Here is a 26,198-nt window from a genome sequence, read left to right as displayed (position 1 = left end):
CCGAAGTCGAACCGATTTATAGGGCTTTCCAGGTAAGAATCCAACCCGCTTTCACCTGGTCGATTTCCGATAACTTAATCCCGATACGACCCGTTGAGGCATCAATAGCCGTTAGCGCCATGTTATACATTCGCTTTTCGCTGGCTGAATAAATCTTGTCTGCCCGTAAATAAAGTTTATCCGTCTTGGGGTCAACATCTTCTACCACCGCGTACAAGACATCGCCTTCCTCAACGGTTTTACCATCAGCCATACCCGTACGGGTAAGATGAAATACCCACATCAACCCGCGTTGTGCGCCCGATGCTTCAATCAGCTTGGCTTTGATACCGCCCCGGAAAACATCGGCTGCGTTGGGAAGCGGAATATCTTTCACCCGATTTGCGACAGGTTGTGCAATCTCTTCCTCTGGAACTTCTATAGCTTTTTGAGTCGCTTCATTCAAGACCGATTCAGATAGTATTTCCTCCGTCTGATTCACTTCATGCCCAGGGGTGAGTGGTTCGCTCAGGTACGCCATCATTTGTTCTGGAATCAGTTGCCGATAGGATCGATAATTCGAGAAAAGCTCTTTAAAGGCCAGAATTCTATATAGATATTTTCCTGTTTCCGCATTTAGGCGCAGGTAATAATAGTCGCGTTGTTGCTGTCGACGGATATTGCTTAACAGAGCACCAATGCCATTATTGTAAGCGGCTGCCGCCAACGTCCACGAACCTAAGCGATTATATAAATAGCGCAAATACCGACAGGCTGCATTGGTTGATTTAACCAGATCTTGCCGTTCGTCGTAACCAGGTTCTACAAGTAAACCTAATTCGCGGGCTGTTGCAGGCATAAACTGCCAATACCCTACAGCGCCCTTGTGGGATACGGCAAAACCTCTCAGGGCACTTTCAACCAAAGGTAAATACTTGAAATCCAGTGGAATGTTGTAGCGGTCGAGAATCGGTTCAATGACCGGGAAAAAGACAGCCGCCCGTTGACGCAGCTGGTAGACAGCTTGATTTTGGGACGTATTACGCGCTAACGCCGACACTAGTCGTCGAGCAACGGCTTCCTCATGTAACGGAACGGATTCACCGCAGAAATAAACAGCGGGAAGCGATCGAGTTAATCCCGGATCAAATCCGGAAGGTATGGATAGTGACGTAATCAACAAATCACCTGTCGATTTAGAAAAGCTGGTAGGCGTTGGGATGTTTGTTACTACCAGGCTGGTCGCCAACGAAAGTGAGGCTAATAAATTCATTAAAACAGCAAGTACGTGAGTATGGGTTATTGCTATTTAGACTTTACGAGCGACTAAGAAGTAACGGATTTGTGATTGATTTTCGAATTTGGTACTATTATTTGATGAGTAAGTTGTATTAACTGTAAAATAAATAACAAAGGCCGCTTCTGCAATGCGGCCTTTGTACGAAAAAAAGATTCAAATAATATTATAACCAATCCCAGAAGTGGAGCGGACGGATCCCTTCGCCGTCTCCTTTGTTCCATTGAAGAATGCGTGGACGACGGAACCGGAGAACCATTAAGCCCATCATAAGCTTTTTGATCGGCAGATGAGCGCCCTGCTTTTCCAGCTCTGCTTCGGGAGCATTTGGAGTATGTTTAACCAGAGCTGCCGAGGCAATGAGTTGATCGGTATCCGATGGAGCTTTAGTTAAGGCCATATTAGGACGTGGTCCCCAGGTAGGAGACATAAAATCATCATCAACTAATTCGACTGTTGGCGCATCCTTAATTTTTTTAGGTTGAGCCAAAGGCTTGTTCCAGCTTGGTAGAGGTTTTGTTAATTCGGCAATCGTTGCGCCATCCAATAACAGGGCATACTGACGCGGGTTAGTAAGTAACTCTTTGAATGCCAGAATCTGAAACAAGTAATGGCTGGTTTCGCGATGAAGTCGGAGTCGGTAGTAATTCTTTTGACCCTGTTGCTCCATTTTATTCATTACGTGCGTAATGCCACCATTATAAGCCGCTGCTACCAACGTCCAGGAACCAAGCACTCGGTACAATTGGTGTAAGTGCCGGCAAACTGCTACTGTCGCTTTTTCCAGATCACGTCGCTCATCGACTTTACCATTTACTTTTAGCCCTAACTCGCGGGCTGTACCTGGCATAATTTGCCAGTAACCAGCTGCTCCTTTACGCGATACGCTGTGATTATTCAATGCACTTTCTGCCAGAGGCATAAACCGAAAATCACGGGGAATTTTGTATTTGCGCAGGATCGGGTCAATAATGGTAAAAAACTCCGATGCTTTGGTTCGAAGATCGATCAGAAATTCATCCTGAGCGCCATACGTACGTAGCGTTTGTGCCCATCGGCCCGCTACACGAGGCTCATTAACTGGAACTTCTTCTCCGCAAAAGTAAATAGGAAATAAACGCTTTGTCGAATCGACGACTAATAGTTGGGGGTTGTTCAGACCGTTTGATGACGGAAGTACCCGGCTCGTATCGGTTCCGAAAAGAGAAGATGTGTGTGGCAAAGTTGCGACACCAACTCCCGGTTTTACGGCGGCCATGAGCAGTGAAAAACTTACTTCTTTAATCAAAATTACATTAGTTGTTGTGGTACAAAAAAGACGAAAAAACCCGTACATGCGTAGCGGGTTGATCATCCAAAAGGATACGAATTTAGCGTTTTTACTCGTAAGAGCCAAATGTTTTTCTAAGAATTATCCAACGGTCCTGGCTGAAAACTAGATTTATTCATATAAAAGTCCTGCTACAAGCGTTAACTTTCCGTAATCGTACTTACCTCCCAGATGGTCAAATACAGGCTTTAAACGGCCTTCACTCAGCCCGACAGCAGCAATCGCAAGTTCAATTTCCTGGCGTTCGGCAGGGTTAATTAGTGAGGTTAAATCGATATCGTAGCCAGCTTTAGAAAGTTGTACTAAATGACTGGCTACAGACCCCGTTGTGAGTTGTCGTTCGGCAGCAATCTGCTCAATAGAACGTCCATTATTATAGAGTTCGAGCGTGATCAATTGCGTAGAACCTTTAGGCTTTTCTCCCGCCTGTACTTTACCTCGTACATAGCCGACAATTTCGTCCAGAAACGGCTTGCCAAAAAGCTGAAGTTTTCGCTCACCAACACCACTTACGTTACGTAACGCATCGGGTGTGGTTGGACGTTGGCGAGCCATGTCTTCGAGCGTAGTATCGGTAAAAATAACGTAGGCCGGTACATTCTGCTCGTCGGCAAGTTGCTTGCGTAAGACCCGTAGTCGTTCGAAGAGTTCGTCGCGCTGGGTTTCGGTTTTAGTGCGCGTTTTCTCGACAACGGGTTTGGGCGCATCGTCGGGACGTACCAGATCAATTTTCCGACCGCCATACAGCACCTGATCGGCCAAAATGCCTCGACGTAAGGCATAATGCTGGTCGTAACCGATTTCAATAACCCCAATATTAATTAACTGGTGAATGTAATTTCGCCAGTCTTCAAACCGAATGTCGCGTCCAGCACCGTAGGTTTTTATTTGATCGTAGCCTCCTTGTAACACCTGCTGACTGCGTGAACCGCGCAGAATATCGATCAGCAAATTCATAGGCACGCGCTCGCCCGTTCGAATAATCGCCGATAAAGCTTTCTGAGCCAGAATCGTACCGTCGAAGGTAACGCGCGGGTCACGGCAAACGTCGCAGTTACCACAGGGTTCGGGGAGTTCTTCGGAGAAATAGGAAAGTAAAATCTGGCGACGGCAGGTGTGCGCATCGGCGTACTGCTGCATCCGTTCCAGTTTTGCCAGTTGTAAGCCCAGATTGGCCGGATTGTTTTCGGCCAGCATTTCCTTGTATGTCGCCACATCGGCAAAGCTGTAGAACAGAACGGTTTGAGCCGAAGCACCATCTCGCCCTGCCCGACCAATCTCCTGATAAAAGCTCTCGATGTTTTTGGGCATATTGTAATGAATCACCCAGCGCACATTCGACTTGTCGATTCCCATCCCAAACGCAATCGTTGCGCACATAATCCGAACGTCGTCGCGAAGGAATGCTTCCTGAGTTTTATTCCGATCGTCGGCATCCATCTTGGCATGATAAAATGCCGCGCTGAACCCTTTTTCCTGCAACTTAGCTGCCAGTGATTCCGTCGATTTTCGACTCAGGCAATAAATAATTCCTGACGTATCCGGTTTTTGCTGAAGCAGCCGGATAATTTGTTGCAGACGATTTTGCCCTGGCAAAACCTGTAAACTCAGATTCGTTCGATTAAACGAAGAGACAAAGACCGCCGGGTTGTTCATGCCGAGTCGTGTCGCAATATCCTGCCGGGTGAGCTTATCAGCGGTAGCCGTCAGCGCAATTGTCGGTACGTCTGGAAACTGCTCTTTCAAAACGTGCAATTGCGTGTATTCTGGTCGAAAATCGTGCCCCCAAGACGAAATACAATGCGCTTCATCAATGGCAAATAATGACACGTTCATCTGCCGGAGGAAGTTAAAGAATGATTCCGTTAATAGTTTTTCGGGCGAAACGTAAAGGAGTTTGAGTTTTCCACTGCGGCAATCATCTTCAATATCGCGCTGCTCGCGGGAAGTTTGCGTACTATTATAATAAGCCGCCTGAATACCATTCATATGCAACGCCCCCACCTGATCTTTCATGAGCGCAATCAGGGGTGAGACAACAATGGTAACACCGGGCAGCATGAGGGCCGGAATCTGAAAACAAACCGATTTGCCACCGCCCGTTGGCATAAGCACTACCGTATCCCGTCCACTCAGAATCGACTGAATAATAGCTTCCTGCATTGGTCGGAAGCGATCATAGCCATAATAGCGTTTAAGATAATCAGCGGGGTTTTGCGTACGGAGCGGGGTTGTACTAATCATTGCGTATGGCGTAAATAAACGTACGTCAGATCGGGACGCAGGAAGTAGACGAATTGAACCGTAATTGGTAACCTTGAGCTACTTCTATCTATCAAATTTAAGTAAAATTTACTTAATTTTCATTAGCGGATTGTTGATTTTATGCCCAACTTTCCGGTGTAAGAATCAAGTAGTTCTCATAAACCCAAATCCAATTATTATGAAAAAGATCCTTTCAGTATTGTGTCTAAGCCTTGGTCTGCTGGTTGCCTTCAACGGCTGGTCTCAGGATGATAAGACGGCGAAAAAAGAACAGAAAGCGGCCGATAAAAGCGCGAAAGCTGCTGCCAAAGCTGAGAAAAAGCAGGCTAAAGAGGCCGTAAAAGATGCGACAACTAGCACGGATAAAGCCGTAGCGAAAGCGGAAAAGGATGCTGCCAAGGAAGCAAAGAAAGATGCAAAAGCAGAGAAAAAAGAAGCTGCCAAGGATGATAAAATGGCGGATAAGGCCGATAAAAAGGCGGAGAAGATGGCGGCAAAAGCTGACAAAAAAGACGTAAAGGCTGAAGGTTTAAAAGATGATAAAATGGCAAAAGCGTCGAAGTCCGCCATGAAAGAGGAAAAAGCCACTCCTGCTGACTACAAAGCGCCAGTTGATCCATCCATGAAAGGCCCCAACGGAGAAAAAGTAATGACTGGGCCACGTGGCGGAAAATACTACATCAATAAGAACGGAAACAAGACGTATCTAAGTAGTGCAAAGTAGGTATTGTTGAACTACCTACCCCAGCCTAAGCATTATCCCGTGCCTATCCTGCAGTAAGAGATGGCTGAAAAAAGACGATTCTCATCCCCTCTCCTAAAAGAGGGGATGAGGTAATCTATAACTGCGCCAGCAGATACAGCACCGCCATTCGAACGGCGACGCCATTTTCGACTTGATCGAGAATAATGCTGTGCGGTGAATCAGCGGCATCGGACGTTAATTCTACTCCCCGATTAATTGGGCCTGGGTGCATTAGAATAATGGGTCGGTCGAGCTCATCGAGCATTTGTTTGGAAATGCCGAAAAAGAGTGAGTACTCACGCAAGGAGGGGAAATATTTGATTTGTTGCCGCTCCAACTGAATGCGGAGTACATTGGCAACATCACACCAGGCCAGGGCAGCCCGCACATCGTGGCCGACTGTTACACCTAATGCTTCAATGTGTTTGGGTATTAAGGTTTTAGGGCCGCAAACCATAACTTCTGCACCCTGCTTTTGTAAACAAAAAATATTCGATAGGGCCACCCGTGAGTGCGTGATATCACCAATGATGGCGATACGTTTTCCGGCTACATCGCCGAGTTTTTCCCGAATCGAGAAGGAATCGAGTAGAGCTTGTGTAGGGTGTTCGTGCGTGCCATCTCCCGCGTTGACAACGTTGGCTTTGATATGTTTCGTCAGATAATGCGGAGCGCCGGGGCTACTGTGTCGCATCACCACCATATCGACTTTCATAGCCAGAATGTTGTTGACCGTATCGAGTAGCGTTTCGCCTTTTTTGACCGAGCTTCCTGATGCAGAAAAATTAACGACATCAGCTGAGAGCCGCTTCTCGGCCAGTTCGAATGATAAACGGGTACGGGTTGAATTTTCAAAAAAAACGTTGGCGATGGTTACGTCGCGCAACGAAGGTACTTTTTTGATAGGCCGATTAATAACTTCCTTGAACTGACTGGCCGTTTCCAGAATGAGCTGAATATCAGACTCGGTCAGGTCTTTGATGCCCACCAAATGGCGGACGCTGAGAGATTGGGCCATGAGAGCGATGCGGCTAAAATTGGGCAAAGATAATTCTCAGCGCGGGAAACCGAAGCCCTAAATTAGGATTGACCTCATCATAGGGTGAATAAATTGGCAAGTTGTCTGATTCTCAATGGTCTTTCCTGACCAACAAATAATCGCTATTGGATAAGCTTTTCCCGAAGCGATACCAGAGCTTCTTCATAAGTAGCCCCGATCGGAATTTGTTTGCCTGCAATGGTCAGTTCCTGACGGCCAATTTTATCTACTTTCCCCACTGCAATTAGATACGACCGATGAACGCGGACAAATTGCTGAGCAGGCAGGAGTTGTTGAAGTTCGGCCATTGTTTGGCGGTTAAGCAATTTGCGAGTTTTCAGCACAAACGTGAGGTAATTCCCATCAGCTTCGATGTAGAGAATGTCATCCAGCATAACTTTCTCTTCGTCGTAGCCTGTTTTGATAAAGAGAAAAGCCGGTTCTTCTGTCGAACGTAATAATTTCTGTTCCAGCGCTTTATTGCAGGATTTTGCGAATCGGGATAACGGAAATGGTTTCAATAAATAATCAATGGCATCCAGATTAAATCCATCCACCGCGAAATCGGAATAGGCCGTTGTGAAAACAACCATTGGTACTCGGGGTAACGTTCTGACAACTTCAATGCCGGAAATATCAGGCATTTTGATATCCAGAAAAAGTAGATCGACCTTATTGGTTTGCAGCCACGCCATAGCTTCGAACGCGTCGGTAAACGTAGCTTTCAGATCGAGAAACGATACTTTGGCGGCATGAAGTCGAATCACTTCCAGCGCCTGAGGTTCGTCGTCGATGGCGATAGCGGTTAGCGTCATTTAATTTTTATCCATTTAGAGTCGAAGTGATTGACGCTTGTAATATTACCGTCAACTGATGATTCAAAGGTAAATAGATCGCCATATTCTTTGACAAAAAACTCACGATCAGACTGCGGACACAACGTATACTCCATGTCGTTCCACAACTGTTTTACTAAGAGCGAATTGCCTTTCATTGTAAGCCGAAGCAATCGATCTGTTCGATTTTTAAGCGTATAATCTCCGGCCATAGCAGCCAGTTTTTGTATGGATAGTCGAACTGTTTTTTTGATGATCGACTTAAAGTCCGGCCATTTATAAACGTGTGATATGCTGCGCATTAACTCAAAAATTACCTCTAAACCTCTATCCGCGTTTGTCATGACAACAACGCCCTGGCCGGTATTGGCATAGCTATAGAAATAGCATTTATAGCCTACATTACCACCCCCGTGACTAAAGACCAGTGAATCCCCTGTGCGACTTATTTCCGGGCCTAAACCATGTTCGCCAAGTTGTTTGGTCAGCATGTTCCTCGTCAACTCTGCATCGAGTACGTGGTTCGCTTTTCCTTTTAATGATTGCTGCATTTCTATGATATAGCGTGCCAGATCGGATGGCGTTGTCCATAAGCCAGCCGGAGCCATTTCTGGATATGTATGCCAGTTGCCGGGTACTTTTTTGCCATCACCAAAGTGGCCAATACTGGCATTTTTCTCCCATGTTTCGGGTAGAGGTTGCTGATACGTGCTGTGATTCATCCCGATTGGTTTCAGAACGGTTTGTTGTAGAAAATCAGGGAAGGGTATTCCGGTAACATCTTCCAGCAATTGCTGCATCAACACATAACCTCCTCCCGAATAGCTCCAGCGACTGCCCGGAATTGTATCGGAAACGACTGGAGGAGAATTCGCTGGTTTTTCACCGTTTAGGATTTGTATTGTCGACGGAATAGTTTCGCCAGCGGCATAGCCCCGGAACCCATGAACGGTTAATCCAGCCGTATGCGAAAGGAGCGCTCGAAGGGTGATGGGTTTTTCTGTCGTAAATCGATTACTTTTCAATTTCCAGGTTTTTAAATACGTATTCACATCCTCGTCGAGCCGCAATTTTCCTTCTTGTACCAAGTACAAAACGGCTAATGCTGTAATCGGTTTGCTGATGGAAGCTGCCTGGAATATCGTTTGTATATCAGCTTTTTGTGTGCTATCACTACTCAGGTAGCCATACGATTTAGCCCATTCAATTCGACCCTCATTAATGAGGGCGATACTTAGCCCTGGAACGTGATAATGTCTCATCCTGTCTTCCAACTTAAACCGGACCGGCGGCTCATCGGCCAATTGAAGCGGAGGCATTAGACTCGTTTCGACCATACGAACCTGATCTTCGACGATTTGTTTAGGCGTTTGACCGATCACCAATTTGGCGACTAGAAGCATGAACAGAAAAAGTGCGAACTGTTTCATAAGGGCAAAAAGATAGCTGCGTCAGTTGACGTTATAGTTGAAAAATGAGGACTAAAGACGTGATTAATAGATTGTTATTTGCGCTGATTTACCAGATGCCGAGCGTTAACGAGATGAAATAATCCTGATCGGATTGTTGAATAGTCAGTTGATGGCGACCTGGGTAAATCAACTCCAGCCGCTTACGAACATTCTCGAGTCCTACCCCCGACCGTCCGTCTTCAGGATCGCTGGCCTGCTGGGCGTGAAGGGAATTATGAACTTTGAAATATAGATGGGTCTTGTCCAGCGTCAGCGTAATGTAAATCCAGGATGGATTTCGGAGGCTGATGCCATGCTTAAAGGCGTTTTCGACAAACGGAATTAGCATCATCGGGGCCAGATAAATGTCGCGATCCGGGTCTTGGATCGTAACGCGAATCTCCATACCATGCGATTCGTCCAGGCGCATACGCTGAAGATCAATGTAGTTTTGCAGATAGGTAATTTCTTTGCTGAGTGGAATTCGGTCTCGGTTATTTTCCTGTAGCATAAACCGCATCATATCACCTAGTTTCTGAATGCCATCAGCTGTTTTTTCGCTGTTCTCTTTTAGCGCCGTTGCATACAGACTATTGAGTGCATTGAATAGAAAATGCGGATTGATTTGCGCGCGAAGGCTCGCCAGCTCGGCCGATTTACTGGAAACCTGCGTTTGTAAAACCGTTTTTTCTTTCGTTAAGCTCAGTCGCAGATAAGCGATGGAAAAGGAGACTACAAAACTGGTTGACAAGAATATAATTGCACTAGGGGCGTCGTAGAAATTGAAGGAACTGCCCGCGCCCCACACAAGTAACGTTCCTATCAGCCCAAACAATAGATAGGCAATACTATGATTAGGGCCCACTGGCGTCCGGTCGCGGAGATGGGGAAGAATGTTGGTAAAACAGTAAGCCTGAAGCAAATAAATCTGGATAGCCAGGGCCAGCAAAGCAAGTGCTTCCCGAAAGGGGAGTTGCCACAAGGTTTGCGGGAGATTGCCACTAAATGCGAAGCTGATCATAAACAGGCCAACCCCGCCCAGGAATGAGTAGCTAATCGGTCGGAAATTACGTTCTGATTCCTGCGCAATTTTTTGGTTCAGGAACAAATAGAACTGGAAGATTAACTCATACGTGAGGAGAATGATCCCTAATCCAATAGTATCGGCCAATACGGTCCGTTTTCGATATAACGAGTACACTTTCAGACCAATAACTTGATTCATCGAATCATGCCGGAAACGGACGTATAATTTCAAATAATGATAACTAAACGCACTGATTAACAGCAATAAAACAGCTAATCCAAGATAGAGCCAGGCATTTTTACTGTCAATATTCTGATTCAGTTGAGGATAAGCAAACTGATGAAAAGCATACCAACTCAGTAGGAAAAAAACGACGCCAAAAACGAGAGGAAGATTATTGTTCAGGATATAATTGTACGTATTCAGTTCACGCCATGTATCCGAAGCAGCGCCTGGAATTCTCTGAATCTCAACGACCATACGATCGAGTCGATTCACTTCCTGTACTAATCGGCGGATGACGTAAATAATCGCAACGCTACCAATGAATAGGTACTCGAAACGTCGAAGAAGAGAATTAGCCGCCATAGGATTGATTTTTGGTCAAAACTAGGCAGTAGGAATAGAAGCGTGTTGGGAATGGGATGAACAGGTCAAAAAATGGGATGATTTCAAAAAAGGCTAACGAGTAATTTTCTGGCCAACCAACGTTTTCACCGCATATTTCTGAACGATAATCGATATGACCCGAATAGGATGGAAGGTATTTTCGACTAGTTTGATGCTCCTCAGTAACATGCTCTTTTCAGCCTATACAGTTGATCTAAACCCCTTGGTAATGAGGCAGAACAATAAGTCAGAAATGACAGCATCTGGTAAAAAGAAACAGCGGGCTGAGCTATATAAACTGCTGGGCAAATTACCGGATCGACATCGACCAATCAGCGCGAAACTGATTGAGACGCAGCAAACCGACGAACTAATTATTGAGAAACTCCTGCTCGATCTAAATGGTCAGGAACAGGTTCCGGCCTACTTTACCCGCCCTAAAAATCAAACTGGTAAAGTGCCAGTCGTTCTGTTCAATCATTCCCATTTTGGACAATATGAAGTTGGGAAAGAGGAATTTATGCGAGGTCGACCTGAAATGCAGAAACCACCTTACGCGCTGGCGTTGGCTCGTGCGGGCTACGCTGGACTATGTATTGACAGTTGGTGTTTTGGCGAACGCCGGGCGCAGGGTGAGCAGGATACGTTCAAAGAAATGCTCTGGCATGGACAGGTGTTGTGGGGCATGATGGTTTACGATAACCTACGGGCATTGGATTACCTAGAAACCCGTCCCGAAGTTGATACGAAACGAATTGCAACGATGGGTATGTCGATGGGGAGCACGATGGCCTGGTGGCTGGCTGCGCTCGATGAGCGTATTAACGTGTGCGTTGATCTATGCTGCCTGACGGATTATCAGGCGCTCATTAAAGCCAAAGGACTCGGCTTACACGGCATCTATTATTACGTCCCCGACTTGCTAACGCATTTCACCACCTCCGATATCAACGGACTTATTTCCCCACGACCACACTTTGGTCTGGCGGGTCGACTTGATCCGCTGACGCCTTTGGATGGTCTGGCGAAAATTGATCAACAGCTAAAAGTAATTTACCAGCGGGATGGTGCGCCGGATGCCTGGCAATTGAAAATCTACGACGTCGGCCATCTGGAAACCGCCGACATGCGAACTGATATTATGGCCTTTTTTAAGAAGTGGCTGTAATTGATTTGTTGTGAGTTTCTGTCATCCTGACCCCAGGAAGGATGACAGAAAAGTATACTTACTCGTGAAGGATCACTGATTCGTAAACGGGAAAATGGGCGATTCAACGTGCGATTGCGTCATCAATTGGCCGAGTTGTTTTGCTTTATCGGGATGCTCATTAGCGATATTATGTGCTTCGGCGGGATCTTTCGAAAGATCATATAATTCAACGGGTCCGTCGGGATGAGCTATGGCCTGTAAACGCACGGCTTTCCAGTTTCCTTGACGAACTGCCTGACGACCACCGTTTTCATGAAATTCCCAGTATAAGTAATCGTGTTTTTTTTGGACTCCTTTGCCTGTCAAGGTTGGTACGAATGAAATCCCGTCTATCCGACCCGGTGCATTTGCGCCAGCCAGCTCTGTAAAAGTGGGCAGTATATCCCAGAATGCGCCGATGAAATCGCTGGTAGAACCGGCTTTAATATGGCCTGGCCAATGAGCAAAAAATGGTTCGCGAATGCCACCCTCGTACAGATCTCGTTTCACACCCCGAAAACCGCCACTGCTGTTAAAAAACGTCGGATCGGCTCCCCCTTCGATGTGTGGCCCATTATCGCTCGTAAAAATGACAAGCGTATTTTTATCGAGTCCTTTTTGGCGAAGTTTTGCCATGACTTCGCCAACGTATAAATCAAGTCGGGTAACCATTGCCGCAAATGTAGCGTGAGGAAAGGCTTGCGATGTATAGCCGCCCGTTTTGGCGTCGAGGCCGTAATCCGCACCTTTGAATGGTTTTTCCTGGGGAAATTTGCGTTTGTAGTACGCAAGAATGCTATCGTCGGGAGCCAGCAGTTCGGCGTGAGGAAGAATGTAGGGCAGGAATAAAAAGAAGGGCTGTTTACCATCGTGGGCCTCTAAAAAATTCAGTGCCTGTTTCTGGATCAGATCGGGCGCGTACTCTTTCGTATGTTGTAGATTCTCATTCGCAGTCAGCACTACTTTCTGACTGTTATCCCACAGATGATCAGGATAATAGCGGTGTGCCAGCCCCTGGCAATTATAGCCGTAAAAACGGTCGAAACCTTGCTTATTCGGGTCTCCTTCCGAACCGACTGGCCCTAATCCCCATTTGCCAAAAGCAGCTGTTATGTATCCTGCTTTATGCAACAGCTCGGCTACCGTCGTTACTGAATCGGCAATGGGTTGTTGCCCTTCGGGTTTGACCTCTTTGTTGCCTCGGATATACGTATGTCCAGTATGTTTGCCGGTCATGAGCGACGCCCGTGAGGGAGCACATACCGATGTTCCGGCGTAGAATTGCGGAAAACGCATGCCCTCTCGCGCCAGTCGGTCAATATTGGGCGTTCTGATCAGTTTTTGCCCGTTTATACCTACATCGCCATACCCCAGATCATCAGCCAGAATAAAAATTATGTTGGGACGATTCGGTTTCTGGGCTTGTGTTTGAAAATAGATAACTAAGCAAATGAGCAAGGCTGAAAATTTATACATGACTATGAGTTATAGGAGCTAGGGAATCCATTACTTCACGGCGGTAAAAGTCATTTTGGGGAGCTTGAGCGCGTTCTCGATTAGCTTTATTTCCAGACGAAGAATGGCTTCTTCTGCGATAGCGTCAATTTTCTCCGTATCATCTGTAGGTTTATGGTAATCGGGATGCCCGCCCGTATGAAAAAACAAAACCGGAATCTGTTTCGCATAAAAAGACGCATTGTCTGAACCGCCGTTTCCAGCCCGATCGGTGAAGAATTTAATGGAGCTTTCCACGCCTTTAAAAACGGCAGGCCACGCATCGCTGGTGCCGTAACCACCAATACCAACACCCCGGTCGGGATTGTAGCGACCAATCATATCCATACACGTCATAAAGGTTATCTTGTCAAGTGGAAGTGTAGGATTGTTCAGAAAATGACGCGATCCCTGCAAGCCTAATTCCTCCGCCCCGAAGGCCATGAACAGAAAATTATAAGGCTCCTTTACGTTGTTTTTACTGAAATACTGTGCCAATTCCAGCAGACCGGCTACTCCTGATGCATTATCATCGGCTCCATTATGAATTTTTCCCTGAGGTAGAGAATCTAGTGAACTGCCTTGCCGACCTACGCCAAGATGGTCGTAATGAGCACCAATGACAATCGTGTAAGGAGCATCGTTATCCAGAAAGCCAATTACATTTTTTGCCTCTCGCAGACTATCAGGCACAACAATGCGCCGAACTTTAGCGGTAAAGGGTTGATAATAACCGTTGGTTCCTAACGGTGCTAAACGATACTTCCTGAAGTAGTTGGCAATGTAGCGAGCGGCTTTTGCATTTTCCGGGCTTCCGGTTCCACGTCCTTTCATGTTGTCGGAAGCTAGGTAGCGAATGTGTTTCTTTATTTGTTTGGCAGAGGGTTCCTGTCCGAAAAGGGGTAGGGTTAGCAAGCCGAGGAAAATGGAGAGATAACGTTTCATGAAATCTATTGACGCAAAAAGTGGGTCAATATAGGCGCATCGTTGGGTTTTTTTGTCATGCTAACGAAGGAAGCATTTTAATGGTGAAGATGCTTCCTTCGTTAGCATGACAAAAACTAAACTACTTATGTATTAATTAACGGGGACCACGTTCTTCACTGTGTGGGCGGCCATTGTCGCGTGAGTTACCTTGGGGTCGGCCTTTTGCCTGATGCTCATCACGACCGCCGGGTCGATTATTGTTGCTGGGCTGATTCCTCATAGGTTGTCTGTTCGTTACAGGTGCTTTGCCGTGCATCGGGTGATTATTAATCACGTAATATCTAGAATCGCGGCTGTCGCGAATGGGCTGCTGATCGTATTTGCCTCTAAACGAAGAATATCTTGTTCGATACACGTTGTTTCGCAGATAAGGCTGTTTTTCGTTGATCACTACTTTGTGTAAACGATACAGATCATAGCTATTGTAACGCGGAGGCAGCACCGTTGTCGTAATCCAGCGGCCACCGTTGAAATAAATCCATTGCTGTAGCGGCACATAATAGTAAATATCCAGATCCGGGAAATAATAATAATCCACGTAATCGTAGCCGGTAGGGCCCCACAATGGTTGACTACCGATGTTGATGTTTACATTGACTTGCGCCTTTGCTGGCTGATAAGCAACACTGGCAATAAAAAGGCTGAAAACAAGCAGGAAATTTTTCATGGCTTACGTTGATTTAAGGTTGTATTGACTACTAGACCCGTACACAAACTGAAGTCAGCGCGTTGCAGAGAATGTCGGCTAAACGCCTTTCCCATCAATTCTGTGTACTGTTAAAACATCAGTAAGACATGACTGCGTGTTGATTGTAAATTGGCAATCGACAGAAAGCCTGTTTATCTAGACAGATCAGGTTTTTTTATAGTTGAATAGCTTCCAATTTTAGGTTAACAGCACACAACTGTAAGCCGGTACTTGCACATATTGCCCATGACACATACTGCCGGATACCGTTTCGAATACGATTTGGCAAAAGATTTCCTCGTCGGCTGAAAATGCTACATCAATCGTATCGCTTGTCAGGTTATGAATAATCAATACACGCTGCCCCGTTGAGGATTGGCGAATAAACGCCAGAATCCCCTTTTGCCGAATACCAACTTGCTGCAATCGACTTAGGTTGTCGTTCAAAACAGGATGGCTGTTGCGGTAATGAATCAGCGTTTTATAATGACTATACAACGAATCGGGGTCAATCTTTTGCTGAGCCAGCGGACGAATGGTTTTACTATTACTGTATCGGCCCCGTCGCCAGGATGTACGTTGGCGATCCCGGTCGCGAAAATCCCAGAGAAACGGTTCGCGCAGATTTTCGTCGGGTTTCACACCGCGCATGCCGATTTCTTCCCCATAATACACATACGGTAAACCCGGCAAGGTTAACAGTAAATTGGCCGCTACTTTCAGGTGATTAGGGTTTCCTTTAAGCAAACTACCGATTCGATTCTGATCGTGATTCGACAGGATTAGCGCGTCGATAAATTGCGGATTCACATTGCCAAAGGCTCCATGAACGTATGCTAAAAACTCAATCAGATTTTCTGTATCGTCTTCCTTACGAACGATGGATTCGATCATGAGCCGCAGGTCGAAATTGAAGTTCGCTTTCAGTCCCCGGAAATAAGGCGCAATGCGTTCGGGCCGTGTCCAGACTTCGCCCACTGTATAAGCTCCCGGTTTAGCCGCTTCAACTTCCCGACCGAATTCTTCCCAGAAATCGTGATTCTTGGTTTCTTCGTAATCCCGATAAAGATGGCGAGCTGCGTCCAGCCGAAAGCCATCCACCCCTATATCATTGAGCCAGTAACGGATTACCTTGAACAATTCATCACGTACTGGCCGATGGTCGAAATTCAAATCCGGCATTCCCTGCCAGAACATGCCGTAATATTTCTCCGGATAGGTGGCGCCCGGCACCGAATGCCACGGATTTTTTTCGTCCGAATCGGCAGTGATGTCGCGCGTGGCTAGATTTCGGGCCTTAATCTCGTTAGGATGGAGCCATTTGAAAAACGGCCAATACGGATTCTCAGGACCTTTACTAGCTTCCTGAAACCAGGCGTGCTGCAGGCTCGTATGATGCAGTACCAGGTCGATCAGAACAGCTATGTTGCGTTTGTGGGCTTCTGATAAAAGTCGTTTGAAATCCTCCATCGTACCATACTCTGGATCGATGCCGTAATAGTCCGTTACGTCGTATTTATGGTAGCTGGGCGATGGACTAATGGGCATCAGCCAAATGGCCGATACGCCAAGATCGTTCAGATAATCAAGATTATTCATTACGCCATTCAGATCGCCGATACCATCGCCGTTGGAGTCGGCAAAAGAGCGAACGAAAATTTCATAATGAACCCCTGTATGACCGATGGGTAGCGGAATAGGGTGTGTTTTTGAATGTGTAGAGTCGGATTGTGTAGTGTTTTGAGAAGTCATGCTGAACACGGCTATCTTTTCGGTTGTATTACTCAAAATAAGGTTTGAGGACCTCATAAACCCGGTGGGTGGGCAAACCCATAACCGTGTAAAACGAGCCTTCCAGTCGTTGAATACCAACTAGCCCAATAAAATCCTGTGCGCCATAAGCGCCCGCTTTGTCAAAAGGTTTGCAAACGCGGATATAATAGGAAATTTCCTCGTCGGTTAAATCGCTAAACTGCACAATTGTTTCGTCGGTCAGGGAATAAATGTGCGGTTCATTAGCTGAATCTGGCGCTAGTATAGCCACCCCCGTTCGAACACGGTGCGTACGTCCTGATAACATTCGCAGCATTCGATAGGCATCCGCTTCGTTCTGTGGTTTGTTCAGAATCTGATTATCGACAATCACGACAGTGTCAGCACATAAAACGATCCGGTTCCCTAAATCGGCTTGAAATTGTTCGGCTTTCTGGCGGGCAAGGTATTCGGCTACCTCGTTGACAGGCATTGTTGGAGGAAATATCTCATCCGTAGGGCGGATTTCGATAGTGAACGAAAAGCCTGCATCGGTCATAAGTTGTTTCCGACGGGGTGATCCGGATGCCAGCACGAGTGGATAACGCAAGTTCATTGAGTGTCTATTAATAATTTATACCGACAAAAATCGTAAATCGTAAGCCGTAAATCGCAATCCCTTGACTATCCGACCCGCTACACTTGCCGATGCCCCTTTGCTAACGGACCTCGCAGCCATAACAATGCGAGACTCTTTTGGGCCACCTCACAATCCTGCACATTTAGTTGAGGAGTACATTGAATCGGCTATTACACTACCCTTACTTGAAGCTGAACTGGCTGATAAACAGTCGTTTTTCTTTTTGCTCGAATCGGAAGGTACACCGATTGGCTATGTAAAACTTCGACGAGGCAGACCTCCGCGCCGAATGACAGATCGGAACGCGATTGAAATTCAGCGTATTTATCTGGTAAAAACGAAACTAGGGCAGGGGCAGGGCCGTATATTAATGGAGTTCTGCCTCGATTGGGCTCGTAATCAGGGTTATACGGCAGTGTGGCTGGGTGTATGGGAGCGGAATGAACGTGCGATAGGTTTTTACATACGAATGGGCTTCGAACGATTCGGTTTCCATTATTTTCAGTTCGGCTCTGAACGTCAGCGGGATTTTTGGCTCCAAAAACAGTTAACGACTTGAGTTGTTTTTAAGTTGGTTGTTTTCTGTTTTAATCAAATTATAAGTAAAGAAGTTAAGGCAGGTCGTTAACAAGTTCTGTTACCGCTTCAAACTTAAACCATTCAGTCTCATCAGACTCTAAGCAGCAGTCTACATCGCAACATGCGTCAGTTATATCCGAACGAGCTCCGGTCAGTGTTGCACCCGTTTCTGGTGTGGCTGTTCCTCTTTTTCGGTTATTCGACTTACGCAGTAGCGCAGCAGGATACTACTCAACCTGCAAAAGACGGACGTTTTATCCTTAATCCGAACCGGGTCAAGGTCGATACGCTAAAACCCAAACCAATGAATAGCGGTCCAACCGATTCATTAACGGGAGTGCGGCTATCGGCCATCACCGACAGTATTCTGATTTATCGCGATAGCGTTTTTTACAGTCGCCTGAAAGCTAAGATGTATAAACATCGTTTAACTCGTCAACTCTATGATGCTGTTTTTCAGGATGTTTATAATAGCCGCGTGAGAACGGGCGAAGTAAACCAGATCGAGGTCAATCCCTTTAAACCTTTTGAAGGACGTATTATTGGCACAATTTACATCCGACGACTAAACGTATTCGGACAGACGGTTTACGATACCTTACGTAAGCCCGGAAACTGGATTGAACGAACGGGAGGAAAGCTGCATACGAATACACGCGAACACATTATTCGACGATCCTATTTACTTTTTCAAACAGGCGATGTCATTAATCCCGTTACGTTGCGCGATAATGAACGACTTTTACGGACTACATCAATTTTTCATGACGCCCGGATTCTGGTCGTTCCGCGCGCTGGAAGTAAGCAGTTTGTCGATGTTTATGTCATTACACAAGACGTCTGGTCATTACTTCCTATCGGCGGGTTTAGTGGATTTAATAATTTCAGTGTCGGTTTTAATCAGGTGAATTTCAGAGGGTTAGGTCATCAGCTTTGGACACAGGTTTCTTATCTGGGGTCAGATCCGCGCCAGAGAATGGAGTACCAGATGCATTATAAAGTGCCGTTTATTGCGAAAACCTTCCTAACGGCTCAGGCGGATTTATTGTATTTACGTGATCTGAAGCAAATATCGGCTAAAGTATTTCGACCGTTTTTGACGCCCGATACAAAATACGCAGGCTCTATTGAACTGAATCATACCGAGATTAACAATCGACTGATTACCCGTGAAGACAGCGTATTGTTTGTTCCTCTATCCTACAATTACACAGACATCTGGATTGGTCGTTCCTTCCGGCTATTTTATCGGGAAAGCGAAACCGATCTGGAGAAAAAAGGCCGCGCACGACTCATTGTTGCGCTTCGAAATACCGACTATAGTTATTCCAGGCGCCCAACCGTAACTGCCGATACGAACCAGCTTTATCAGGATAGTCGGACAACGTTATTCAGCGTTGGTTATTCTCGTCGTAAATACGTTCGGGACGTCTTGATTTATGGATTTGGGCGTACGGAAGACGTGCCGACTGGAGAATCAATCTCGTTAATCGGCGGGATTGATGCCGCCGAGTTAGGGCGTAGAACCTATATGGGGGTCAATTTCTCGCAAGGGAATTATATTCGGCAGATGGGGTATTTGTATAGTCTGGTTAGTTTAGGAACATTTGTTCGATCCCGTACGATTGAACAAGGTGTTTTCTCGCTGGAGTCTAACTATTTCAGTCCCCTCGTCAAAAGTCGATGGGGAAATATGCGTCATTTCCTGAACACACGTTATACAACCGGTTTCGAGCGGTTTGATAACGAATATATCTCCTTAAGTAGCAGTGGATCAGGAATTAATACTGATGGTATTGGGGTATATAGTGATGCGTTGCGAGGAACAAAACGGTTGTTTGTTAACTACGAGAATATTCTGTTTTCAAAACTCAATCTGATAGGTTTTCGCGTAGCTTTTGTAACGTTCGTTAACCTCGGTTTTATCAGTTTTCCGGATCGTCCCTTGCTGAGAGGGCCATTGTATCAGGGCTATGGCATTGGCTTTCGCCTGCGAAATGAAAACCTGACGTTTAATAGTTTTCAGATTCGACTCGCTTATTACCCGAATATTCCGAATAATACTATACCCTTCCGGCAAGAGTTTGCAGGCATACCCACGTTACGATTCCGGGATTTTGATCAATCGGCTCCTCAGATTATTCCTTATCAATAGTGAATTTCTTTTTAATTGATGTTGTTACATTAAATACAATTGTTTTATCTTTGCGCCATGTCTATCGAAACCGACATCAAACAAACAACGCCATTTAAATCACCCTATCACCGGGTTATGGTGAATTTGATTTATACAAGTAACTGGACAGCAGCTTCTCAGATGCATTTATTAAAGCCTTCGGGACTGACGTTGCAGCAATACAATGTACTGCGGATTTTACGGGGACAATATCCTAATCCAGTGAAAGTAAGCGACATCACAGAGCGCATGCTCGACAAAATGTCGAATGCATCCCGATTAGTTGATAAACTACTTGCCAAAAAACTTGTCTTACGGACAGAGTGTCCCCGAGATCGCCGGGCGGTTGATGTTGTGATTACGGAAGCCGGACTGGAATTGCTCAAGGAAGTTGATGTTGATCAGAACCGATGGTCTGATGAGCAGAAATGTAAACTGAGCGAAGAGGAAGCTATCCAACTGAGTCAACTGCTGGACAAGCTTCGGGGTTAACGACACGAATTATCAATTTTATTAACTATATACAACCAATGAAAAAAGCAACCTTAATTGCTGCTTTGTTATTTTCGTCTGTAGGCGCTTTTGCTCAAACCTGGGGTCTTGATAAGGCTCACTCAAGCCTGAATTTTACTGTAACGCACTTAATGCTGTCCGAAGTAGATGGGAAATTCCAGAATTTCGATGTAAAGATGACATCGGCGAAAGATGATTTTTCAGATGCTCAGATTGAACTAACCGCTGATATCAACAGTGTAAATACCAATCAGGAACGCCGTGATACGCATCTGAAAAGTCCCGATTTTTTTGATGCTGCCAAATACCCAACGTTGACCTTTAAAAGCAAGTCGATCAGCAAAGTGTCGGGCAATAAATACAAACTGGTGGGCGATCTGACCATGCATGGTGTAACCAAACCTGTAACGCTTGATGCTGTTATCAACGGACCGGTTACAAATCCCCAGAACAAACAAGTTAAAGCTGGTTTTAAGGTAACTGGCGAAATCAAGCGGTTAGATTTTGGCGTAGGTTCTTCACAAACGGCTACTGTTAGTGACGAAATCACAATCAAAGCTTCCGGTGAATTGGCCAAGCAATAATAAGTTTAAAACCTGAATTGATTTCCTTCCCCAGCGCTTCATAGGGCTGGGGATTTTTTATGGCCAGACCGTGAAAACTAGCTGTATATCATTAATCGAACATTGGGAAATCATCCATGAATTGTACTTCAGCGGTTTCGTGATTGACACAACAGCAATAGTGAACTAAACCGTTGGAAACGACCAGATAAGGTGCCCGGTGGACGTGATTGTAACGCGAAATCTGATCGAAAACTGATCGAGTTAAGGTAATGTGAGGGGCTTTACACTCGACAATTAGAAAAGGCTGTCCTTGTCGGTCAAATACAACAACATCGGTCCGTTTCAATGTTTGATTTAGTGTCAGCGCACCTTCATTTCGGATAAGGGCTTTGGGGTAGGCATAGTGGGTTAAAAGTAGGTTAATCATATGCTGACGAACCCACTCTTCAGGCGATAGACGAACATACTTCCGGCGGATTAAATCGAAAATATACGGTTTACCGTCTACTTGCTTAGTTTTGCAATCAAATGTGGGGAGGTTTAACGGAACCATACGTCAAAGATAAAAGAGTAAAAGCGTGAATGAGCGAAAGAGTGTAAAAACTCTCCCCAGCTTTTCACTCGTTTACGTATCAACTCATTCACGCTTTAGAAATGAAAACAAAAGAAGAGATTGTCCAGAACTGGCTACCACGGTATACAGGTACGCCAATCGAGCAATTTGGCGAATACATACTGTTGACCAACTTTATCAATTACGTTGAATTATTCGCTAAGAAGTTCGATGTTGAAATTTTCGGTATTGGTCGAGCTATGCAGACGGCTACAGCTAATAACATTACGATTATCAATTTCGGGATGGGTAGTGCTATGGCCGCCACCGTCATGGATCTGCTTTCGGCAGTAGACCCCAAGGCAGTTCTATTTTTGGGAAAATGCGGTGGACTGAAAAAAACGCAGATTGGCGACCTAGTGCTGCCAATTGCGGCTATCCGGGGCGAAGGAACCAGCAATGATTATATGCGGCCCGAAATCCCGGCTCTACCCTCATTTCGATTACAACGAGCCGTGTCGTCGACGATCAAAAAATACGAACTGGATTACTGGACAGGAACAGTGTATACAACAAACCGGCGTATCTGGGAACACGATGAGCCGTTCAAAGAGTATCTACGCGAAATACGAACGATGGCTATCGACATGGAAACGGCCACCATTTTTACGGTAGGTTTTGTGAATTCTATACCGCATGGAGCGCTTTTATTAGTCTCAGACAATCCGTTGGTTCCGGAAGGAGTTAAAACAGAAGAAAGTGATAAACGAGTAACGAGCCAGTTCGTCAATGTGCATTTAGACATTGGTATCGACGCCCTTGTTGAACTCGAATCGTCTGGTGATTCCGTAAAACATTTGCGGTTTGAATAGACGTTGGTGTAGTTGGATAGATCAGTTAATGGCAATAACTCTACTTATTTTGATAATAAATTGACAAATTCGCTTTTGATGATCTTGTGACCTATATATTTGCTTCATGACACCTAACCGCAGACTTGACCAATTAGAGCCGCTCATGGCTGACTCACTTCAAAAGATAGACCGACTTATTGAAGGCCAAGGGCAAATTTTAGAAATAGCCACTCGTGCTGATCAGAAAGCAGATATTACGGCGAAGGGGCTAGCCAATCTCACTATTAAAGTAAATCAGATTGACGAGAAAGTTGATCGGATTGATGGCAAGGTTGATCGGATTGCGGATGGACAGACTATTTTCCGTGAGGAAGTGCAACAGGAGTTTACGCAAATCAATCTGAAATTTGAAGAAGTCAATCAAAAATTTGATGAAGTCAATCTGAAATTTGAAGAGGTAAATCTGAAATTTGATCAGGTAAATCAAAAATTCGACCAAGTCAACCAAAAGATTGACAATGAAATAGGTAGTCTTCGACAGGAGATGAATAGCCGATTCGATCAATTGGTAACGCTTATTCAGGATCGTCTAAAATAAGTTAAATCCAGTATAACGGCAAAAGCGCGAGATAAAACGGGGTAAGGTAGCCCGTTTTATCTCGCGCTTTTGCCGTTATACTATATAGCTTAATTACAATAGTCGCTGATAACCTTGTAGGCCGGATTGTAGCCTAACTCACCGGCTTTAGAAAGATCGAGGCAACCTCCGTTTTCGTCGCCAAGGCTGTGTTTGATGATACCCCGAATGTAGTAAACTTCAGCGTAGCGAGGATTCAGCTTAATGGCACTATTGCAATCCATGATAGCTCCTCGTTGGTCGCCTTGGGCTGATTTGATGAGGCCACGGCTGAAATAAGCTTCGGCATAGGTAGGGCTTAATTCAATAGCTTTATTTAAGTCAAGAATGGCGGAACGTTGATCACCTTGTTTGGTTTTGCTAACTGCCCGGCTGAAATAGGCTTCGGCCCGCTCAGGTCCTAACTCATTGATTTTATTACGCTCCTGGATTACATTTCGTAAGTTATCCAATGTAGCACGGTTGATACGACCACTGTAAACAACTTTTGTATCGGCAGCGTTGGCGTTGTTCATTTCAATAGCGGTATTGAAATCCTGTACGGCGTTTTTTTGGTCGCCCAGTTTGCTGCGCGCAAATCCGCGTCCGTAGTAAGCTCGATAATCGTCGCTTTTGAGCGCTATAGCACGATCATAGTCAACTAAAGCGCCTTTGTAATCTTCCAGCTTTCCTTTTGCATATCCCCGATAAAAATGAGATTCACTTTCTTCAGGGCTAAGTTCAATTGCTTTGTTAAGGTCGGTAACAGCACCAGTGAAATCGTTCAATTCGGCTTTCGAAATACCTCGACCAGCAAAGGCCTGCGCCCGTTTGGGCATTAATTCGATAACTTTTGAAAAATCGGGTAAACTGCCAGCAAAGTCTTCTAGTTTCTGTTTCGTAACGCCCCGAACATAATAGGCCTGGGCATTCCCTGGTTCGAGTTCGATAACTTTATTGAAATCCGTGAGCGCTCCCCGGTATTGTTCGATACGGCTCCGGCTTACTCCCCGGTTGTAGTAAGCCATAGCGTCATCGGGATTTAGTTCGATGGAGCGGCTAAAGTCCAGCAGGGCCCCTCGGTGATCGTCCTGTTTGCTTTTGCTGACACCCCGGCTTAAATAAGCCATAGCATCTTTGCCATTGAGTTCAATAGCTCGGTCGTAATCGAGAATGGCTCCCCGATGGTCTTTTAAATTAGCTTTAGCTAAGCCTCGATTGTAATAGCTCGCAGCATTCTCAGGATTCATGGTAATGGCCATGCTAAAGGCCTGAAGAGCGCCCATAAAATCGTTTGCTTTGCTTTTAACGATTCCATTTTCAAAGTAATCAACGGCTGTCTGCTGAGCTATTGCAGAAAGGCTTAAGCTGGCGCAAAGCGAGAAGGTAACCAGCGGCAGGAAATGTCGCTTCATAGATTTAAATACAGAAATTATTGGTGAGTATGTATCAATTGATAGTATAAAATTAGTCGTTGTTACTGATTCTTCAAATTACTACAAGTTTAAGAATCAGGCTGGATCTTCTTTTTCGATAAGTAACTGTTTTCAAAACTTACTCATTAGTATGTGGTACTTACTTAGTCGTTATGTTGCAAAATAGTTGCCAATTTTACATTCTTTTACTGACAATATGTCGTATATATTTGGTCTGTTTATATATTTTACTGTCAAAATGTCTTAATTATTGACTTGGTACGTCATTTGAAATAGGGTAGATGTGTTTGAAAATAAATAACCTAGTAAACTCAATAAGCAAATGGCAACCTTAGTTCGATATAACAACTTCCCTGGTTTCTTTAACCCTTTCTATACTCGTCCGGTAATCAATCGGTATCATAACACAACACCGAACGTACCGGCTGTGAATGTAAAAGAAACTGAAACTGAATTTATCCTTGAATTGGCCGCTCCTGGTCTGAAAAAAGAGGATTTAAAAATTAATGTAGAGGCTAACAAACTGACGATTGGCTATCAATCAGAAGTTAAGTCTGAAGAAACTACGGAAAAGTTCACCCGTCAGGAGTTCGGTTTTACCTCGTTCGAACGGAGCTTCAAACTCCCCAAAACGGTAAATGCTGACGCTATTAAAGCGGCTTATACCGATGGTATCCTGACCGTTGAATTACCTAAAATTGACGTGAAAGAAGAGAAGTTAGTAAAACAGATTGCTGTTGCCTAAGCAGGCAGAGGAACCACAGGGCAGGAATTGCTGCTGTGTAGTAATAAAAGCTCGTACGGATTCGTGCGAGCTTTTTTGGTGGATAGCATAAGGCATTGGGGTAAGGGCAAAAGGTAAAACTAATTCACCTTTGCCCTTACCCCAATGCCCTATGCCAACGCCTTCACAAACGCTTCGAGTTTACGTTCGTCGAGTTGGCCATTAGTTCGAACGCCACTACAAATATCAAGGCCAAACGGATTAACCGTGTCTAAGGCCTGCCGAACATTCTCCAGTTTTAGGCCACCCGCTAAAAAAACAGGTACGCTCGATTGCTCAACAATCTGACGACTTACCTGCCAGTTATGTACTCGACCTGTGCCACCTAACTCTTTGACCGCGAGATTGGGATTACCAGAGTCCAGCAATAATGCATCGACTCCGTTTTGAACCGCTTGAAGAGCCTCATCTAGATTTCGTTCATCAATAACATGAATCACCTGCACAATTTTTACGGCAGGTAAAGCGCTGCGAAGTTGTGTGTATGTTCCGAGGGGCACCGCGTCAACCAGTTGAATTGTATTGGCTCCGACGCGCTGTTGATGGCTCAGAATATCAACGGGTTGTGTTTCGCTGGTGAGCATGAATGTCGCTATCGGTGGTGGTGTGGAGCGAACAATCTGGGCTGCCAGTTCGTCGGCTACAACGCCGGGCCCACTTGGCATTCGACCGACAAGGCCAAGAGCGTCGGCTCCGAATCGAATAGCAAGCTGCGCTTCGGCTATACTACTGATGCAACAAATTTTTAATCTCGTTCGGAACATAGATTCTATAATTTGGGGTTGATTAACTA

The 26,198-nt window shown here is 45.3% G+C and carries 24 protein-coding genes; 9 read left to right on the top strand and 15 right to left on the bottom strand.

Annotation, left to right across the window (positions count from 1 at the left end; genetic code table 11):
• Window positions 1-16: 16 nt before the first annotated feature.
• The 3 genes from ACYVE4_RS16570 to recQ form a co-directional block, all read right to left on the bottom strand.
• Window positions 17-1,252: a lytic transglycosylase domain-containing protein gene (locus ACYVE4_RS16570; protein WP_461041282.1), complete on the bottom strand. Its 1,236-nt coding sequence runs from the start codon at window positions 1,250-1,252 to the stop codon at window positions 17-19.
• Window positions 1,253-1,442: 190 nt separating this feature from the next.
• Window positions 1,443-2,534: a lytic transglycosylase domain-containing protein gene (locus ACYVE4_RS16565; RefSeq protein ID WP_461041312.1), complete on the bottom strand. Its 1,092-nt coding sequence runs from the start codon at window positions 2,532-2,534 to the stop codon at window positions 1,443-1,445.
• A 183-nt stretch (window positions 2,535-2,717) separates the two neighbouring features.
• Window positions 2,718-4,850: a DNA helicase RecQ gene (recQ, locus tag ACYVE4_RS16560; RefSeq protein ID WP_461041280.1), complete on the bottom strand. Its 2,133-nt coding sequence runs from the start codon at window positions 4,848-4,850 to the stop codon at window positions 2,718-2,720.
• A gap of 199 nt (window positions 4,851-5,049) precedes the next feature.
• Between recQ and ACYVE4_RS16555 the strand changes: the two genes are divergently transcribed.
• Window positions 5,050-5,595, top strand: coding sequence for a hypothetical protein (locus ACYVE4_RS16555; protein WP_461041279.1), 546 nt, complete (start codon window positions 5,050-5,052; stop codon window positions 5,593-5,595).
• A 115-nt stretch (window positions 5,596-5,710) separates the two neighbouring features.
• Here ACYVE4_RS16555 and ACYVE4_RS16550 read toward each other — a convergent pair whose 3' ends face one another.
• From ACYVE4_RS16550 to ACYVE4_RS16535, 4 genes are all read right to left on the bottom strand, one after another.
• The gene (locus ACYVE4_RS16550; protein ID WP_461041278.1) at window positions 5,711-6,634 is read right to left on the bottom strand and encodes an aspartate carbamoyltransferase catalytic subunit; all 924 of its coding nucleotides are present in this window, start codon (window positions 6,632-6,634) and stop codon (window positions 5,711-5,713) included.
• Between the two features lie 143 nt (window positions 6,635-6,777).
• Window positions 6,778-7,470, bottom strand: coding sequence for a LytR/AlgR family response regulator transcription factor (locus ACYVE4_RS16545; protein ID WP_461041277.1), 693 nt, complete (start codon window positions 7,468-7,470; stop codon window positions 6,778-6,780).
• Window positions 7,467-8,921, bottom strand: a complete 1,455-nt coding sequence (locus ACYVE4_RS16540; protein WP_461041276.1) for a serine hydrolase domain-containing protein — start codon at window positions 8,919-8,921, stop codon at window positions 7,467-7,469. The genes ACYVE4_RS16545 and ACYVE4_RS16540 overlap by 4 nt, the downstream gene beginning before the upstream one ends.
• Window positions 8,922-9,009: 88 nt before the next feature.
• The gene (locus tag ACYVE4_RS16535; RefSeq protein WP_461041275.1) at window positions 9,010-10,557 is read right to left on the bottom strand and encodes a sensor histidine kinase; all 1,548 of its coding nucleotides are present in this window, start codon (window positions 10,555-10,557) and stop codon (window positions 9,010-9,012) included.
• Between the two features lie 250 nt (window positions 10,558-10,807).
• Between ACYVE4_RS16535 and ACYVE4_RS16530 the strand changes: the two genes are divergently transcribed.
• Complete coding sequence (locus ACYVE4_RS16530) at window positions 10,808-11,746, top strand: dienelactone hydrolase family protein (protein WP_461041274.1); 939 nt, start codon at window positions 10,808-10,810, stop codon at window positions 11,744-11,746.
• A 72-nt stretch (window positions 11,747-11,818) separates the two neighbouring features.
• Here ACYVE4_RS16530 and ACYVE4_RS16525 read toward each other — a convergent pair whose 3' ends face one another.
• From ACYVE4_RS16525 to ACYVE4_RS16505, 5 genes are all read right to left on the bottom strand, one after another.
• On the bottom strand, window positions 11,819-13,243 hold the full coding sequence (locus ACYVE4_RS16525) for an arylsulfatase (RefSeq protein ID WP_461041273.1): 1,425 nt from the start codon (window positions 13,241-13,243) through the stop codon (window positions 11,819-11,821).
• A 30-nt stretch (window positions 13,244-13,273) separates the two neighbouring features.
• A complete protein-coding gene (locus tag ACYVE4_RS16520) occupies window positions 13,274-14,206 on the bottom strand; it encodes a M20/M25/M40 family metallo-hydrolase (RefSeq protein ID WP_461041272.1) in 933 nt (310 codons plus the stop codon).
• Between the two features lie 136 nt (window positions 14,207-14,342).
• The gene (locus tag ACYVE4_RS16515) at window positions 14,343-14,915 is read right to left on the bottom strand and encodes a hypothetical protein (RefSeq protein ID WP_461041271.1); all 573 of its coding nucleotides are present in this window, start codon (window positions 14,913-14,915) and stop codon (window positions 14,343-14,345) included.
• Window positions 14,916-15,134: 219 nt separating this feature from the next.
• Window positions 15,135-16,688 (bottom strand): alpha-amylase family glycosyl hydrolase, encoded by a 1,554-nt coding sequence (locus ACYVE4_RS16510; protein ID WP_461041270.1) that lies wholly within the window; start codon window positions 16,686-16,688, stop codon window positions 15,135-15,137.
• Between the two features lie 28 nt (window positions 16,689-16,716).
• Window positions 16,717-17,304 carry a Maf family protein gene (locus ACYVE4_RS16505; RefSeq protein ID WP_461041269.1) on the bottom strand — a complete coding sequence of 196 codons (588 nt, stop codon included), beginning with the start codon at window positions 17,302-17,304 and terminating at the stop codon, window positions 16,717-16,719.
• Between the two features lie 64 nt (window positions 17,305-17,368).
• Here ACYVE4_RS16505 and ACYVE4_RS16500 point away from each other — a divergent pair, with 64 nt between their 5' ends.
• The 4 genes from ACYVE4_RS16500 (at window position 17,369) to ACYVE4_RS16485 (ending at window position 21,180) form a co-directional block, all read left to right on the top strand.
• On the top strand, window positions 17,369-17,887 hold the full coding sequence (locus ACYVE4_RS16500; RefSeq protein ID WP_461041268.1) for a GNAT family N-acetyltransferase: 519 nt from the start codon (window positions 17,369-17,371) through the stop codon (window positions 17,885-17,887).
• Between the two features lie 141 nt (window positions 17,888-18,028).
• Entirely contained in the window at window positions 18,029-20,062 is a 2,034-nt protein-coding gene (locus ACYVE4_RS16495; protein ID WP_461041267.1) for a hypothetical protein, read from the top strand.
• 57 nt (window positions 20,063-20,119) lie between these two features.
• Complete coding sequence (locus tag ACYVE4_RS16490) at window positions 20,120-20,575, top strand: MarR family winged helix-turn-helix transcriptional regulator (RefSeq protein ID WP_461041265.1); 456 nt, start codon at window positions 20,120-20,122, stop codon at window positions 20,573-20,575.
• 38 nt (window positions 20,576-20,613) lie between these two features.
• The gene (locus ACYVE4_RS16485; protein WP_461041264.1) at window positions 20,614-21,180 is read left to right on the top strand and encodes a YceI family protein; all 567 of its coding nucleotides are present in this window, start codon (window positions 20,614-20,616) and stop codon (window positions 21,178-21,180) included.
• Window positions 21,181-21,271: 91 nt separating this feature from the next.
• On the opposite strand, the gene ACYVE4_RS16480 is transcribed toward ACYVE4_RS16485, so the two are convergent.
• Window positions 21,272-21,715, bottom strand: coding sequence for a type I restriction enzyme HsdR N-terminal domain-containing protein (locus tag ACYVE4_RS16480; protein WP_461041263.1), 444 nt, complete (start codon window positions 21,713-21,715; stop codon window positions 21,272-21,274).
• 101 nt (window positions 21,716-21,816) lie between these two features.
• Between ACYVE4_RS16480 and ACYVE4_RS16475 the strand changes: the two genes are divergently transcribed.
• Window positions 21,817-22,587, top strand: coding sequence for an AMP nucleosidase (locus ACYVE4_RS16475; RefSeq protein WP_461041262.1), 771 nt, complete (start codon window positions 21,817-21,819; stop codon window positions 22,585-22,587).
• A gap of 106 nt (window positions 22,588-22,693) precedes the next feature.
• Window positions 22,694-23,167 carry a hypothetical protein gene (locus tag ACYVE4_RS16470; RefSeq protein ID WP_461041261.1) on the top strand — a complete coding sequence of 158 codons (474 nt, stop codon included), beginning with the start codon at window positions 22,694-22,696 and terminating at the stop codon, window positions 23,165-23,167.
• An 89-nt stretch (window positions 23,168-23,256) separates the two neighbouring features.
• On the opposite strand, the gene ACYVE4_RS16465 is transcribed toward ACYVE4_RS16470, so the two are convergent.
• Window positions 23,257-24,600 carry a tetratricopeptide repeat protein gene (locus ACYVE4_RS16465; RefSeq protein ID WP_461041260.1) on the bottom strand — a complete coding sequence of 448 codons (1,344 nt, stop codon included), beginning with the start codon at window positions 24,598-24,600 and terminating at the stop codon, window positions 23,257-23,259.
• Between the two features lie 343 nt (window positions 24,601-24,943).
• On the opposite strand from ACYVE4_RS16465, the gene ACYVE4_RS16460 reads away from it, so the two are divergent.
• Window positions 24,944-25,366, top strand: coding sequence for an Hsp20/alpha crystallin family protein (locus ACYVE4_RS16460; protein ID WP_461041259.1), 423 nt, complete (start codon window positions 24,944-24,946; stop codon window positions 25,364-25,366).
• 149 nt (window positions 25,367-25,515) lie between these two features.
• Here the strand turns inward: ACYVE4_RS16460 and ACYVE4_RS16455 are convergent, their stop codons facing one another.
• Window positions 25,516-26,169: a phosphoribosylanthranilate isomerase gene (locus tag ACYVE4_RS16455; RefSeq protein WP_461041258.1), complete on the bottom strand. Its 654-nt coding sequence runs from the start codon at window positions 26,167-26,169 to the stop codon at window positions 25,516-25,518.
• Window positions 26,170-26,198 lie beyond the last annotated feature (29 nt).

The sequence above is a fragment of the Spirosoma harenae genome (genome assembly GCF_054776975.1).
This window is presented reverse-complemented; position numbering and strand designations above follow the sequence as displayed.